Here is a 15,130-nt window from a genome sequence, read left to right as displayed (position 1 = left end):
GTTCGGGGGTGCCGGGGTGGGGGTTCGGAGGATGATCACGACGAGGTCGCCGGCCGGCTGGTGGCTGAGATACACCTCACCTTCCCGGTCGGCGAGCGCCTCGATCGCCCAGCGCCGGAGGTCGTCCAGGCGGCCGGGCGCGGCCCTGGCCTCCCACATCCAGATCACGTGGAACTCCCGTCACGCCGAGGGCGGCTGGTCGACGCGGGCGCGCGGCGACCGCGTCGAAGCCGGCCGGTCGGCGGGGCCGGCCCGTCGGGTGTGGCCGGCACGTCCGCGCCGCCGTTCGCTGCCGTGTTGACAGATCCGCACCATCTTGGTTGACGTGAGTGGTGCGGGTGCTAGGTTGGCACTCGGCACATGAGAGTGCCAGCGACGACAGGCGCCTGTTCACCCGCGACGGCAGGCCGCCAGGGTCGCTCTCTCATCCAGCGTAGGAAGGGGGAGGTCGATCGTGACGACCGCCACCAAGGTTGCTATCAAGCCTCTTGAGGACCGCATCGTCGTGCAGCCGTCCGACGCGGAGCAGACCACCGCGTCCGGCATCGTGATCCCGGACACGGCCAAGGAGAAGCCCCAGGAGGGCACCGTCCTGGCCGTCGGCCCGGGCCGGTTCGAGGACGGCAAGCGCGTCCCGCTCGACGTCAAGGTCGGCGACGTGGTGCTCTACAGCAAGTACGGCGGCACCGAGGTCAAGTACTCGGGCGAGGAGTACCTCGTGCTCTCCGCCCGCGACGTCCTCGCGATCATCGAGAAGTAGGCCGCTCGCCGGTAGCAACGCCAGGGGCGCGCCCCGCTGGTGCCACCCGGCTGTTGCCGGGTGCGCCGGCGGGGCGCGCCCTTGCGTTTCGCCGCCGGCCTCGGTGTCGGGAGAGGACACCTCAGGTATGCCGAAGATTCTCACGTTCAACTCCGACGCCCGCCGCGCGCTCGAGCACGGCGTCAACGCCCTCGCCGACGCGGTGAAGGTGACGATCGGTCCCCGCGGGCGCAACGTCGTCATCGACAAGTCCTACGGCGCGCCGACGATCACCAACGACGGGGTGACGATCGCGCGCGAGGTCGAGCTGGACGACCCGTACGAGAACCTGGGCGCGCAGCTGGCCAAGGAGGTCGCGACCAAGACCAACGACGTGGCCGGCGACGGCACCACGACGGCGACCGTGCTCGCCCAGGAGATGGTGCGGTTCGGCCTCAAGCAGGTCACCGCGGGTGCGGCCCCGCTGTCGCTGAAGGCGGGCATCGAGGCCGCAGTCGAGGCGGTGTCGGCGGCGCTGCTCGCGCAGGCCGTCGAGGTCAGCGCGAAGGAGACCATCGCCCAGGTCGCGGCGATCTCCGCGCAGGACGCCAAGGTCGGCGACCTGATCGCCGAGGCGATCGACAAGATCGGCAAGGACGGCGTCATCACGGTCGAGGAGAGCCAGACCCTCGGGCTGGACCTCGAGCTGACCGAGGGAATGAAGTTCGACAAGGGCTACATCTCGCCGTACTTCGTCACCGACGCGGAGGCGCAGGAGGCGGTCCTCGAGGACACGTACGTCCTGCTCTACCCGGGCAAGATCGCGGCGCTGAACGAGCTCCTGCCGCTGCTCGAGCAGGTCGTCCAGGAGCGCAAGCCGCTGCTGATCATCGCCGAGGACATCGAGGGCGAGGCCCTGTCGACCCTGGTCGTCAACGCCATCCGCAAGACCTTCCAGGTCGTCGCGGTGAAGGCCCCCGGGTTCGGGGATCGCCGCAAGGCGATGCTGCAGGACATCGCGGTGCTCACCGGCGGGCAGGTGATCGCCTCCGAGGTCGGCCTGTCGCTCGACGGCGTCACCCTCGCCGACCTCGGTCGCGCGCGGCGTGTGGTGGTCGACAAGGACAACACCACGATCGTCGACGGCGCCGGCACCGCCGAGTCCGTCAGCGACCGCGTCGCGCAGCTCAAGGCCGAGATCGAGGCCAGCGACTCCGACTGGGACCGGGAGAAGCTCCAGGAGCGTCTCGCCAAGCTCGCCGGCGGTGTCGCGGTCATCCGCGTTGGCGCCGCCACCGAGGTGGAGCTCAAGGAGAAGAAGCACCGCCTCGAGGACGCCGTCTCGGCGACCCGCGCGGCGATCGAGGAGGGCATCGTCGCCGGTGGTGGCTCCGCCCTGGCGCACGTCACCAGCGTTCTGGATGACGGTCTGGGCCGCACCGGTGACGAGCTCGCCGGTGTCCGGATCGTGCGCTCCGCGCTCGACGCCCCGCTGTCCTGGATCGCGCGTAACGCGGGCCAGGAGGGCGCGGTCATCGTCTCCAAGGTCAAGGAGCTCGAGCCGGGCCGCGGCTACAACGCGGCCACCGGCGAGTACACCGACCTGATCGCGGCCGGCGTCGTCGACCCGGTCAAGGTCACCCGGTCGGCGGTGGCGAACGCCGCCTCGATCGCGGCGCTGCTTATCACCACCGAGAGCCTCGTGGTCGAGAAGCCGGCCGAGCCGGAGCCCGGCCACGGGCACGGTCACAGTCACAGCCACGGTCACAGCCACCCTCAGGGTCCCGGCTTCTGACCGCGGCCGCCGGGTGGGGCCGGGGCCGAACCACGCGCGCGATCCCACCCGGCATGCCCGCAGCGACGAACGCGGCGGCCAGGCCTCCTCGCGGAGGCCGGCCGGCCGCGTTCTTCGCCGCGGCGGGTGAGCCCGCCGGCCCCGATCACCCGTCCCGGGTGATCGGGGCCGCGGCGCCTCGATGCCCGCTTCCGTACCGGTACGGCGCCGTCGCGCTCAGCAGGCCGGGGCGAGTCCCGGCCGGGCCGGAACACGCCGGGCGACCCCCCGCCGGGAACGGCCGGTGAGGATCGCCTCCCGCTCCGACTCGCTGAGCCCACCCCACACGCCGTACGGTTCCCGGGCGGTCAGTGCGTATTCGCCGCAGGCCCGGATGACAGGGCATCGGGCGCAGATCGCCTTGGCCGCAGCCTCCCGGGCGGCCCGAGCGGGCCCGCGTTCCCCTTCCGGATGGAAGAACAGCTCGGTGCTCTCCCCGCGACAGGCGCCGTGCAGCTGCCACTCCCACTTCTCCGCGCCGGGGCCTGGAAGTCGTCGTACGTCGGTCATCGGCCTGAACCCCCCTCTCGACCTGAGCGGCGAGCGCCGCCGACTCACCGTAGTGCCGGTCACCCTATGAGTGATCTTGAAAAATTCACCCGGGCGAGCCCGCGGCGGCAGGCCGTCGGCCCCGCTGTGCTGCCGTGCTCGGTGCCGGCGCACCGGGACATGGCGCGGAACCGACGGACCGTCCCGCTGGGGACCACGGCCGGTCCAACCCGTCTCGCGTCCGCGGATCCGGCGGACGGCTTTCGTGGACGATGATTCGCCTACCCAGGCCATCGCCTGGTCACACGGCTCCGGCGGGATCGCCGGGTCCGGATGACGGCCGAGGCCGAGCGGCGCGGCGCGCGGGCCAGGCGCGGGGCGCCTGCCGTGGCGTCGGACGGTACCGGCGAGGCGACCGGGTGAGGAGGCGCTGGGCGCGGCGGCACCGGCGAGGCAGCGCTGGCCGCGGCGGCGGGCGCGACATCGGCGTCGCGCGGCCTGGCATTGGCAGTGAGCTGCCCCGGGAAGGCGCCGGCGGGCGGGCGGTACGTTCGGTGTCCTCCAGCTGACAGCGCCACGCTGGCCCGAAAGTCGTAGCCAATCGCCCGGCGACCCCCGGTCACCGGCCCCGCGCGGGCGCGAGCGGCCGGGTCCGGCACGTCCCGCGGCTACCGGCCCGCCGCCAACGCGGAGGTGCGACGTTACGTTCGGTAGTCGAGGAGGGGTGCGGTGAACAGGCGGGGAGCGGGTGCCACGAACTCGCCGCGCCCGCCGTGGGCCGTCACCGCGCCGGGTGACCGCGGCCGCCGGCCCGGATCGGCGGGTGTCGGCCTCCGAGGCGGTGGATGCCTCATACACGCCGTCGGCGAAGCCGCGTGCGTACTCCCAGCTCACGTAGCACGACGGATCAGGGGCGAAGGCCGGCTCGTGGACGCGAGTGCGCCCTTCGTTGAGCAGGTTGCGCAGGTTGCCAGCCAGCAGCTCCCAATCGAAGTAGTGGGGCTCAGCGCAGCCCTCGCAGTCGACGACGAGACCGCGGTAGCCGCGCGGCTCGAGCAGCGTGCGGAAGACGTCGAGGTCTCCCAGCTCGGCGAGGACCTCCTCCCGCTCGTGCAGGGACAGCGGTTCGAGCAGGTTGAGCTCGTCGACGGAGTCGAGGCGCGCGAGCTCGGCGGCCGGATCCTCGGGGTCACCCGCGAAGGGGTCGACAGGCTCGTCGCTCACGACGACCACGCTACGCTTGCCCGGACTGCTTAGTGGTCCCGATCTGCAGTCTCGGCACCGTTGTGTGGTGCTTGGGCGCTCGGCGCGTGGGATCGTTTTCCGTTGCGCAAACGCGGCACGTCGCGGCCGCGGCCGCCGGCAGCGGTTCCCGCAGTGGCGCCGCCGCGATCTCTGTCACGCCGGGGCGGCCCACCGGTGCCAACGCCATCTACGATGGGACGCAGGCCGTCGCCCGGCCACCGGCCCGTCGGCAGGTCGTCTTCCGCGTTCCCGTCGGCGGCCCTCGGCTCGTCGGCGGGCGACCGGGCCGGCCTGTCCAGGCATCCGGCGGGGCCGTGGCCGTCGGGCGGTTCCGCAGCGCCGCGGCACCGGTCAACCCGGAACGGAAGGTGCCATGAACGTTCCCCTTGCCACCGATCTGTCCTCGCTGGCGGGCGGGGGTGTCGAACCCCGCGCCGACCTGCTCGGCGCCGACGCCGCGCCGGTGCCGCCGAAGCTGGCGATGCTCGGGCTGACCTTCGACGACGTGCTGCTACTGCCGGCGGAGTCGGACATCGTTCCCGCCGAGGCGGACACCACGACCCGGCTGTCGCGGCACATCGAGCTGGCAGTGCCGCTGGTGTCCTCGGCGATGGACACGGTGACCGAGGCCCGGATGGCGATCGCCATGGCCCGCCAGGGCGGCGTCGGGGTGCTGCACCGCAACCTGTCGATCGACGAGCAGGCGCAGCAGGTCGACATGGTGAAGCGGTCCGAGTCCGGCATGATCGCCGCGCCGGTGACCTGCGGTCCGGACGCCACCCTCGAGGACGCGAACGTGCTGATGGCGCGCTACCGCATCTCGGGCGTGCCGGTGACCCAGCCGGACGGCCGCCTCGTCGGCATCGTCACCAACCGGGACATCCGCTTCGAGCGCGACTACTCCCGTCGGGTGCAGGACGTCATGACGCCGATGCCGCTGATCACGGCGCCGGTCGGCGTGTCCGCGGACGACGCGCTGGGCCTGCTGCGCCGGCACAAGATCGAGAAGCTGCCGATCGTCGACGAGCAGGACCGCCTGCGCGGTCTCATCACGGTGAAGGACTTCACCAAGCGCGAGCAGTACCCGAACGCGACCAAGGACGCGGACGGTCGGCTCGTCGTCGGGGCCGCGCTGGGCGTCGGAGAGGACGCGTACAAGCGGGCCCAGGTGCTCGTCGCCACGGGGGTGGACTTCCTGGTCGTGGACACCGCCCACGGTCACCAGCGCGCGGTGCCCGACATGGTCCGCCGGCTCAAGGCCGACATCCCGGCCGGCCCCGACGGCCGCCCGCTCGACGTGATCGGCGGGAACGTCGCCACCGGAGCCGGCGCCGCGGCCCTCATCGCCGCCGGCGCGGACGCGATCAAGGTCGGTGTGGGGCCGGGTTCGATCTGCACCACCCGGGTCGTCTCCGGGGTCGGTGTCCCGCAGGTCACCGCCATCTACGAGGCCTCCCAGGTCGCCCGCCGGCACGGCGTCCCCGTCATCGGTGACGGCGGCCTGCAGTACTCCGGGGACATCGCGAAGGCCATCGCGGTCGGCGCCGACACGGTCATGCTCGGCAGCCTGCTCGCCGGCGTCGACGAGAGCCCGGGCGAGCTGATCTTCATCAACGGGAAGCAGTACAAGGCCTATCGCGGCATGGGCTCGCTCGGCGCGATGCGCAGCCGCGGGACGGCCCGCTCCTACTCCAAGGACCGCTACTTCCAGGACGACGTCCTCTCCGACGACAAGCTCGTGCCGGAGGGCGTCGAGGGCCAGGTGCCCTATCGCGGTCCACTCGCCGCGGTCGCGCACCAGCTCGTCGGCGGCCTGCGCGCCGCGATGGGCTACACCGGGTCGCCGACGATCCGCCGCCTGCAGGAGGAGGCGCAGCTCGTCCGGATCACCTCGGCGGGCCTGATCGAGAGCCACCCGCACGACATCCAGATGACCGTCGAGGCGCCGAACTACAACTCCGCCCGCTGACCGCCGGCGGCTGCGCCGGCCAGTCCGGTCGTCGTGCCGGTGCCAGCGCCGGCGGGACCGTCCTGGTGGCCGCGGCGTGCCCGGCTGTGGCACCTTGGTGCATCCCGGGCGGACGCGGGCAGCCGGGCGACCCGGGCAGGGACGGGACAGGTTCGGCCGGTGAGCCCGCCGGCCCAGGCGGGAGGGCACGCAGTGGCAGAGGTCGAGATCGGGATCGGTAAGAGCGCGCGGGTCGCGTACAGCCTGGACGCGGTCGGCGTCGTCCCGTCGCGGCGCACCCGGGATCCCAAGGACGTCTCGCTGGCCTGGGAGATCGACGCCTACCGCTTCGAGCTGCCGCTGGTGTCGGTCGCCGCCGACGCCGTCACCTCGCCGGCCACGGCGATCGCCCTCGGCCAGCTCGGTGGGCTGGGGGTGCTGCACGTCGAGGGCCTGTGGACCCGGCACGAGGAGCCCGAGTCGCTCATCGCGGAGCTCACCGAACTCGGTGTCCACAAGGGCGAGGCGGCGGCGACGGAGCGGCTGCGCGCCCTGTACGAGGCGCCGGTCGACCCGGACCTCATCGCCCGCCGCATCGGCGACCTGCGGGAGGCCGGCGTGACGGTGGCCGCGGCGCTGCGGCCGCAGAAGGTACGGGCGCTGTCCCAGCACGTGCTGGCCGCCGGTGTCGACCTGCTGGTCATCCACGGCACCGCGGTGTCCGCCGAGCACCAGTCCCGGGGCACCGAGCCGCTCAACCTCAAGCGCTTCATCGGCGAGCTCGACATCCCCGTGCTGGTCGGCGGCTGTGCATCGTTCTCGACCGCGCTGCACCTGATGCGGACCGGTGCCGCCGGCGTCATCGTCGGCGTCGGCTCGGGACTCGGCGACCGCACCCGTGAGGTGCTCGGCGTCGGCGTGCCGCTGGCCACCGCGATCGCCGACGCGGCCGGTGCCCGGATGCGCTACCTCGACGAGTCGGGCGGCCGCTACGTCCACGTCGTCGCGCATGGTGACCTGCGTACCGGCGGCGACGTGGCGAAGGCGATCGCCTGCGGCGCCGACGCGGTCATGGTCGACGCGGCCTTCGCCGCCGCGTCGGACGCCCCGGGCCAGGGCGGCATGTGGCCGATGGACGTGCTGCACTCCGACCTGCCCCGGGGCCGCTGGGCGCCGGTCACCCCGACGGGAACCCTCGCCCAGATCGTCACCGGCCCCGGCGCCGCCACCGGAACCGGGCTGCTGAACCTCGCCGGCGGCCTGCGCACCGCGATGGCGACGACCGGGTACGCGACCCTCAAGGAGTTCCAGAAAGCCGAGGTCATGGTGGACGCCGCCAGCTGATCGCCGCGGGGGTCCGGGACGGGGGCATCCGGACGAGGGCGCGCGGACCGGTGGTCGGGTTCGTGACCGTGGGCTGACCCGCCCGTGGTCACGGCGGTACCCGGTCGATTCGGGCCTGACGTGGACATGGCACCCTGGGAACGTCCGTCTCCGGCACGAAGGACGACCGATGCGCCTCGACGAGCATGGCCGCTGGGTCAGTGATGACGGCGCCTACGTCTGGGACGAGGCCGCCCAGACCTGGCAGCCGTCATCCGCCGCACCGCCGGCCAGCTCCGGCGGCGCGGCCGCGTGGCCGCCCGCGGGCGGCACCGGCCCGAAGTCACCCGGCCGCGCGATCACCGGCGCGGTGGCCCGTCCGGGCGGAGAGGGCCCCCTCGCGGGGGTCCCCCGCCCGGCGGCGACCGGCCCTGCTGGTGGCGGCCAGGGCACCTCCGGCGGCCCCACGTCCGTCTCCGGTCCGTCCGACGATGGTCCGGGTGCCCGCGGCGGGGGAGCGCTGGGGCCCTACGGCGGAACCGGGCAGTTCGGCGGAACCGGGCAGTTCGGCCAGTGGGCGCTGACGGGCGGCCAGGTCCCGGTTGACGCGACCGGGCGGACCGCCGCCCCGCGCACGACGGCGCCGACGGCCGCCACCCCGCTGGGCGGTCCCGGCCTCGAGGCGGCGCGGGGCCCGGGCGGCGGCCCAGCCGCACGAGTGGCAGGCCCGGGGATGGCAGGCAGCGCCGGCACCGCGCCACGGCCGGGCGCGGGACGTGCGGGCGACCAGACGCGGCGGGAGGCCGCCGAGGACGACGAGCACGACACCGACGAGGACGCCTGGGGCGACGACGGGGAGTCGACCGGCGAGATCCGCCGCATCGCCGCGCCGATGGGCGCCGGCACCCCGCCCGCCCGCGCGACCGGTGTCGCGCACTGGGATGACGACGTCGACGACGGCGACCCCGGCTTTGCCGGCGATGTCGATGTCGACGGCGACCCCGATGACGACAACCGCGAGCCGGCCGAGTCCGGGTGGGCACCGTCGGGCGGCCGCTTCGCCGACCGTGGGGCCCGACCGGCGCCAGCCGGGGCCGTCCGCGGCGGGGCCGGTCGGGGCGGCGGGCTGCTCCGGCAGGTGCGCGATCGTCCGCCGCTGCTCATCGCGGCGGTCGTGGTGCTGGTGTGCGTGGGTCTCGGCATCGCCGGATTCCTGGCCCTGGGTGGCGGCGGCTCGGGCGGTGGGTCGTCGACGGGCACGGCGGCGGCCGGCAAGGGGATCTACGACAAGAGCGTCCGCGACGCCTACCTCAGCTCGTGCCTGGACGTGAGCAACGGCAACGAGGGCTACTGCACCTGCACGCTGGACAAACTCGAGGCGACGTACACCCAGGAGGAGTACCAGCGCTTCAGTGCCAACGTGCAGTCCGATTCGTCGCAGCGGATCGTGCGCGAGATCTACGCAGCCTGCCGTGACAAGCGATGACCGCGATCCGTGTAAAGTGGGCGAACAGCACCAACGTCACAATTCTGCCGGGGCGGCTCGCGGGGGATCCTGCGGTTGATTGCTTTTTCGCCGTTCGCAGGGTAAGACGTCCATCACACATAGCGATGCGGTCACGGCGGGGCGGCTCCTGGCGCCGCGTCCCGGGGCCTGACGTCTCCGAGTGGCGCCGCTCCCGACCGCCCGAGCCGGCTGGCTCCCGACCGCCCGAGCCGGCTGGGTGCGGGTTGCGACGACACGGTTCACACGATGCATGGCCGCACGATCGCGACGGCGAGCGTGCTGACCTGGAGGGCGGGAGATGCCGCCCGACGACGACACGCCGCCGCGCGGCCCCGCCTCCCACGCCACGGCTGCGGCGTGGCCCCACCGCCGGGCGGGTGACGGCCGGGTGACGACCCACGACGCCGATCTCAACCAGCCGGTGCCACCGCGGCGCGACGACGACTTCTTCGCGGTCGAGCGGGTCGGTGAGCCCGAGCCGTCCCCCGCGGCGCCGATGCCGACGTGGGGCCCGACGCCATGGCCGCCCGCCCCGGCGCCGGCGCCCCCGCACGGGCCTGGCCCCGACGCGCGGGCCGCTGCGGCGCCGGCCCGCGCCGCCGACCCCTTCGACGTCACCAGCAACCCCTTCGACGTCACCAGCACCTGGAACGACGGTCCGGCGCGCCCGGCAAGCCCGTCGGGGATCTCGGTCGCGCCGCCCAGCCCGACCCCGCCGGTCCGCCCGGCCCCGCCGCCACCCTCCACGTACGGGGAACCGCCCGGGCAGCACGTCACACCGCCCGGGCAGCACGTCACACCGCCTGGGCACTCCGCATCCCCCGGGCACTCCGCATCCCCCGGGCATGGCGGGCCGGCGGCGCACGGCGGGCCGGCGGCGCACGGCGGGTATCCGCCGCCAGCCGGGCGGCAGGCCGCGCCCGGTGGGGGCGGGCCGATGTCGTACCTGCCGTCGGTCAGTCCGGTTCCGCCCGGTCATCCGCCGGCCCCCGGCGCCCCGCTGGCGGGTGAACGCGGATCCGCCCGCGGCGGCGTGCCCGGCGCGGGTGCCGGGACCGGCGGCGCCACCACGGGGGGCATCTCGATGGGGGGCGCGTGGCCGGGAGCGGGCCCTGGCCATCGCGCCCAGCCGGGTTGGGACGGGCCGTCGACGGGCTCTGTGCGGGTCGGTGACGCTCGCCGCCCCCCACCCCAGGACGGGACGGGGGACGGCTACACCGACCCGTTCACCGGCGGGTTCCCGATCTCCGCCCGCCCGGTGCCGTCGAACGGGCCCCGCACCGGTCCGATGCCCCTGCCGTCCCCGCCCGCCGGTTCGAGCCCCCTTTCGGGGCCGGCCGCGCCGGGAACGGCGCCTGGGGACCCCACGGGCGCGCCGGCCCGGTCAGATCCGTGGAACGGGCACAGCGCGCCGCGGCTGCGCCCGTTCGCCTCGCCCGGCGACGATCCGCTGCGCGCGGACCCGACGGCCACCGGCCAGGCCCTGCCGTATCCCTCCACCCCACCCCGCGGCTTCGGTGGCGACGGTTACCTGCCCGGGAGCGGGTCGCGCGGCACCGGCGCGACGGGCCGCCCCGGTACGGCGGCGGGAGCGGACGGCCCGGGCGCGCTGGCCAGGCGGCCCTCGCGCCAGTCACGTCCCGCCGCCGCCCGTCCGCCGGCGGGCTCCGACGCCGCGGCCGGGCCCGCCGACCAATCCGTTCCCGGCACGCGCCGCTCCGCGGTCGGCCACGCCCCGACACCGCCGCCCGCGGATGCCCGGGCGATGGGTTCCCCGGCCGGTGACCCGCGGGCCTCCGACCCGTCGCGGGACCCCTGGGGCGCCGCGGCCCGCCCGTCGGGCTGGCGCAACCCGCTGACCGACACGGGCAGTTTCGTGCGCCCGCTGCCACCGCCTGGACTGCCGGGCCTCATCGGCGACCGGGCGGATCCGCTGTCCGGGCCGCTGCCGGTGGTGCGCCGCCGCCCGGCGCAGGGTGCCCGCGGGCCGGCGGTGACGGATCCGCTCCCGACCGCCCAGCCGCCTGGAGCCCCACAGCCGCCCGGAGCCCCTCAGCCGCCCGGCGCGCCCCAGGCCCCCGGAGCCGCGCCGGGAGCGGGCACCGGCTGGCGTGCCCCCGCCGGTGGCGGGGCCCAGCCCGGCGACGCCGCCGGCCGGCCGGGTGCGCCGCCGGGCGCCGCACGGCCCGGGCGCGCGGTGGTGCGCCGGGTCGAGGAGACGATGACGACGGTCCGGCCGCTGTACCGGCCGGACGCGGCCGCCCCGGCGGACGCTCCCGCTGCCGGGCGGGCGTCCGGTCCCGGCGGGTCGCCGGGACCGGGTGGTCAGACCGGGCGGGCGGCGGCCACGCCCGGCCGCCGCCCCGAGACACCGGCCGAGATGACCTCGCTGGTCACCCGGCGCTCCGGCGGGCGGGGCCGGTCGGGCGCCGGCGATCCGGCGGGCGACGACAGCGGCTGGCAGCCGTCCCGCTCGGTGCGCAAGCCCAGCGGGCGCAGCGTCCCCGCGGATCGCCGCCGTACCCCGAATCCGGTCGCCGACACGAACAGCCTGCAGCCGGTGGCCTCGCCCTCGGGCGAGCGGGCCGCCGCGCCCGCGGACGCGGCGGCGGGGGAGCGGGCCCGGGCCGAGACCGGCGAGCGGCGGCGCCGCACGGCCGACCGGTCGGCTCGGGGCGGCGCGACCGGCCCCGGGGCCCGGCGCTCGGCGGGCCGGGCCGGGGCGGGTACCCACTCGGGCCCGCACCGGCGAGCCGCCCGCGACGCGACACCGTCGGGCCTGCTCGATCCGGCGGACCAGGCGGATCCACGCCGGGGCGAGGACGAGCCGGCGGCCGCGGACTGGCTGGCCTGGCTGCGGCAGGGCTGGCTCGGCCCGCTGGCGGTGGCGCTGGTCCTGGTGCTGCTGGGGATCGGTGGCTACGTGGTGCTGCGCGGCGGGGGCGGCGGCGGTGGGTCGCCCGCGGCGGCGAGCCCGTCGGCCGACGCCGCCCAGGGCCCGGCGACGACGAACCCCGACGCCCTGGTCGGCAGGGCGATGATCGACGGCAGCTGGCAGTGCCGCCTGATGACCGGGACGAGCCCGCTGACGCTGTCCAAGGATGTCGTCGGGGTGCTGGTCGTCGCCCGTACGGCGGGCGAGTACACCTGGCAGGGCACCGCCGGGCAGTACACGATCACGCCGGTGTCCGGCAACGACGGCGGGAATGTGATCGGCGACGTGAAGTTCACCAGCGGGCCGCTCAAGGATCTGTCCGCGGTGCACATCGCCAAGCCGGGCGCGGGAATCCGTGGCAAGGCGCAGGGCACGCTCGAACTCAAGGCGAGTGGTTCGGCACCACATCGATTCTGCGGAGTGAACTGAGAAGACCCGACCCTATGCCGACCGTAAGCAAATGCGGCAAAATGTCGGGTCCCTCCGGTTCGCCGCCGATGTGATCGACTCGACCGCGGACCCCGGTTGTCAGGTTTAAACCGCCGTGCGGCAGGATCAGGTGCCATGTTCAGGTCTGGTGGTATGGGTGGCTGGCGGAGCCCGGCCGCCGGTGACGACAAGGGCGCGTCCGGCGGGGTGGGTGGGCACCCGCCGGCCGTCCACCGGTCGGCTCTCGACCGGGCGCCGCTCGATCGGCGCAGCCTGCTGCGGTGGGCTGGGACGGCCGCGGTCGCGGCGCCGGCCGCCGGTGTGCTGGCCGCGTGCGGCGGCGGGTCCTCCTCAGGCGGCCAGCGCAAGATCCGAATCGGGTACGTTCTCCCACGTACCGGAGCCCTGGGGTCGTACAGCATCATCGACTCGTACGTCGTCGCGTCGATGCGCAGGATTCTCGCCGACGGCGTCAAGGTCGGCGGGCGCACCTATCCGGTGGAGATCTTCGTCCGGGACTCCGCGTCCGACCGGCACGGCGCCGGCATCGCGGCCACGGACCTGATCTTCAAGGACAAGGTCGACATCGTCCTGGCCGGCGGCACCTCGGACACGGCGATTCCGGTGGCCGACCAGTGCGAGATCAACCAGGTTCCCTGCATCTCGACGATCGCCCCGTGGCAGTCCTGGTGGTACGGGCGCGGCGGCAACGTCGACATGCCCTTCCACTGGACGTACCACTTTTACTGGGGCGTGGACGACGTCGTCGCCACCTATGTGGCGATGTGGCGTCAGCTGGGCGTCACCAAGGTGGGTCTTGTCTACCCCGAGGATGATGACGGTCGTGCATTCGCCAGCCAGGACTTCGGAATTCCCACGATCAGCCGGTTCAACTTTCAGGTGACCTCGCCGGGTCAGGCCGGCTTCCAGCCGGGGACCGACGCCTTCCGGGACTATGTGGAGCAGTTCAAGCAGGCCGGCGTCCAGAGCGTCGTCGGGGTGGCCCAGGCGGCGGACCTCGCGACCTTCCAGCGTCAGGTCCGTGCCGGGAACTTCACGCCGAAGGCACTGACGATGTCGAAGGCGCTGGACTTCCAGGAGGACGTCCGGGCGCTGGGGTCCAACGGGGACGCGCTGACCACCGACGTCGGCTGGTCGCCGTCGCACCCCTTCCGCAGCTCGCTGACCAACAGGACCTCCAGGGACCTGGCCAACGACTTCGCGACGACCCGGGGCCGTGGCTGGTCACCGACCCTCGGCTTCGTCTACGCGCTGTTCGAGGTCGCCGTGAAGGCGCTCGGCGGGGCCGCGTCGCTGGACCGGGAGGCCATCGTCGCCGCGATCCGGGAGGTCGACGCCCAGACGATCGTCGGGCCGGTGGCGTTCGGCTCCCAGCCGAACGTGCCCAAGAACGTGGCCAGAGTCGGCGTGGTCGGCGGCCAGTGGGACAAGAGCGACACCGACTTCGTACTCAAGATCGTGAATGACTCCGGCAACCCCCGGGTGCCGATGGACTCGCAGCTTCGGGCGCTGCCGGAGCAGGTCTAGGCCACCGGTGGCGGCTGGAAGCCGCCCACGCATGTGTGAGGGCCCGCAGGCAGCCGCCTGCGGGCCCTCACACATGTCGGGCCGTGCCCGTCGTACCGGGGCTGGGTGCGGGGGCTGCGCCGCCCGCACCCAGCCCCGCTGCCCGCACCCAGCCCCGCTGCCCGGACCCGTCACGGGGCCCGGGCAGCGGCCGGCTCAGGCCCGCGCCGCCGCCCGCGACATGGTGTGCTCGACCACCGCGATCAGCGCGCTCTTGGTCGAGTCACGGTTGCGGGCGTCGCAGGTGATGATCGGTACGGCGGGGTTGATCTGCAGCGCCTCGCGGACGTCCTCGATCGAGTGCCGCAGGATGCCGTCGAAGCAGTTGACGCCCACGACGAACGGCAGCTGGCGCTGCTCGAAGTAGTCGACGGCGGCGAAGCAGTCGGCGAGACGGCGGGTGTCGGCCAACACGATCGCCCCGATGGCACCCCGCACGATGTCGTCCCACATGAACCAGAAGCGGTACTGCCCAGGTGTCCCGAACAGGTACAGGATCAGGTCCTCGTCGAGGGAGACACGGCCGAAGTCCATCGCGACCGTCGTCGTGGTCTTGTCGGTGAGGTGAGTGAGGTCGTCGACGTGGGCGCCCGCCTCGGTCATGACGGCCTCGGTGCGCAGCGGGACGATCTCGGACACCGAGCCCACGAAGGTGGTCTTCCCGGCGCCGAACCCTCCCGCCACCACGATCTTCACCGAGGTCGTGGCGACGGCGGAGTTGACCCGCCTGTTGTCAGAGCTTTCGAAGGCCACTGAGAACCCTTTCGAGCAACGCGAGATCCGGTGCCTCGTCGCGGTCAGGCTGCTGGTGGACGCGGACGAATCCCTCGTCCGCCATGTCGCCTACCAGCACGCGGGCGACCCCCAGTGGGACCCGGAGCCCGGCGGCGATCTCCGCGATGGATCGCACCTGCCGGCACATGGCGGCGATGGTCTGTTGCTCAAGGTTGAGGGCGATGGCCCGCTCCTCGCCCAGCGGCGTCGTGAAGACGAGCGCCTCGATGGCGAGCTCATAGCGCGACCGAGTTCGCCCGCCGGTCATCGCGTAAGGACGGACGACCGGACCGGGCGCGCTCTCGGGATCGATACTCACC

The 15,130-nt window shown here is 74.1% G+C and carries 10 protein-coding genes and 1 pseudogene; 7 read left to right on the top strand and 4 right to left on the bottom strand.

Annotated features, from left to right (window positions below):
- Positions 1-454 precede the first annotated feature (454 nt).
- Together groES and groL are read left to right on the top strand one after the other, a co-directional pair.
- Complete coding sequence (groES, locus tag C1A33_RS12690; RefSeq protein WP_009740479.1) at positions 455-760, top strand: co-chaperone GroES; 306 nt, start codon at positions 455-457, stop codon at positions 758-760.
- A gap of 127 nt (positions 761-887) precedes the next feature.
- A complete protein-coding gene (gene groL / locus C1A33_RS12685; RefSeq protein ID WP_101831722.1) occupies positions 888-2,534 on the top strand; it encodes a chaperonin GroEL in 1,647 nt (548 codons plus the stop codon).
- Between the two features lie 216 nt (positions 2,535-2,750).
- Here groL and C1A33_RS12680 read toward each other — a convergent pair whose 3' ends face one another.
- Both C1A33_RS12680 and C1A33_RS12675 read right to left on the bottom strand, forming a co-directional pair.
- Positions 2,751-3,083, bottom strand: a complete 333-nt coding sequence (locus C1A33_RS12680) for a WhiB family transcriptional regulator (protein WP_011602341.1) — start codon at positions 3,081-3,083, stop codon at positions 2,751-2,753.
- Positions 3,084-3,974: 891 nt separating this feature from the next.
- A pseudogene (locus tag C1A33_RS12675) lies at positions 3,975-4,286 on the bottom strand (DUF5319 family protein); the annotation flags it as partial.
- Positions 4,287-4,680: 394 nt separating this feature from the next.
- Here C1A33_RS12675 and guaB point away from each other — a divergent pair.
- The 5 genes from guaB (at position 4,681) to C1A33_RS12645 (ending at position 13,997) form a co-directional block, all read left to right on the top strand.
- Positions 4,681-6,276 (top strand): IMP dehydrogenase, encoded by a 1,596-nt coding sequence (guaB, locus tag C1A33_RS12665; protein WP_101831720.1) that lies wholly within the window; start codon positions 4,681-4,683, stop codon positions 6,274-6,276.
- Between the two features lie 192 nt (positions 6,277-6,468).
- Entirely contained in the window at positions 6,469-7,599 is a 1,131-nt protein-coding gene (locus tag C1A33_RS12660; RefSeq protein ID WP_101831719.1) for a GuaB3 family IMP dehydrogenase-related protein, read from the top strand.
- Positions 7,600-7,768: 169 nt separating this feature from the next.
- Positions 7,769-9,064 carry a hypothetical protein gene (locus C1A33_RS12655; protein ID WP_101831718.1) on the top strand — a complete coding sequence of 432 codons (1,296 nt, stop codon included), beginning with the start codon at positions 7,769-7,771 and terminating at the stop codon, positions 9,062-9,064.
- 319 nt (positions 9,065-9,383) lie between these two features.
- Positions 9,384-12,449, top strand: coding sequence for a hypothetical protein (locus C1A33_RS12650; protein WP_101831717.1), 3,066 nt, complete (start codon positions 9,384-9,386; stop codon positions 12,447-12,449).
- A 135-nt stretch (positions 12,450-12,584) separates the two neighbouring features.
- Positions 12,585-13,997, top strand: coding sequence for an ABC transporter substrate-binding protein (locus C1A33_RS12645; protein ID WP_101831716.1), 1,413 nt, complete (start codon positions 12,585-12,587; stop codon positions 13,995-13,997).
- 195 nt (positions 13,998-14,192) lie between these two features.
- On the opposite strand, the gene C1A33_RS12640 is transcribed toward C1A33_RS12645, so the two are convergent.
- Complete coding sequence (locus C1A33_RS12640; RefSeq protein WP_101831715.1) at positions 14,193-14,789, bottom strand: GTP-binding protein; 597 nt, start codon at positions 14,787-14,789, stop codon at positions 14,193-14,195.
- Complete coding sequence (locus C1A33_RS12635; RefSeq protein WP_101831714.1) at positions 14,770-15,129, bottom strand: DUF742 domain-containing protein; 360 nt, start codon at positions 15,127-15,129, stop codon at positions 14,770-14,772. The genes C1A33_RS12640 and C1A33_RS12635 overlap by 20 nt, the downstream gene beginning before the upstream one ends.
- Position 15,130 lies beyond the last annotated feature (1 nt).

The organism is Frankia canadensis, from assembly GCF_900197875.1.
Classification (GTDB): Bacteria; Actinomycetota; Actinomycetes; order Frankiales; family Frankiaceae; genus Frankia; species Frankia canadensis.
The sequence above is the reverse complement of the archived record's forward strand: the minus strand, read 5'-3'. Positions and strand labels throughout refer to the sequence as shown.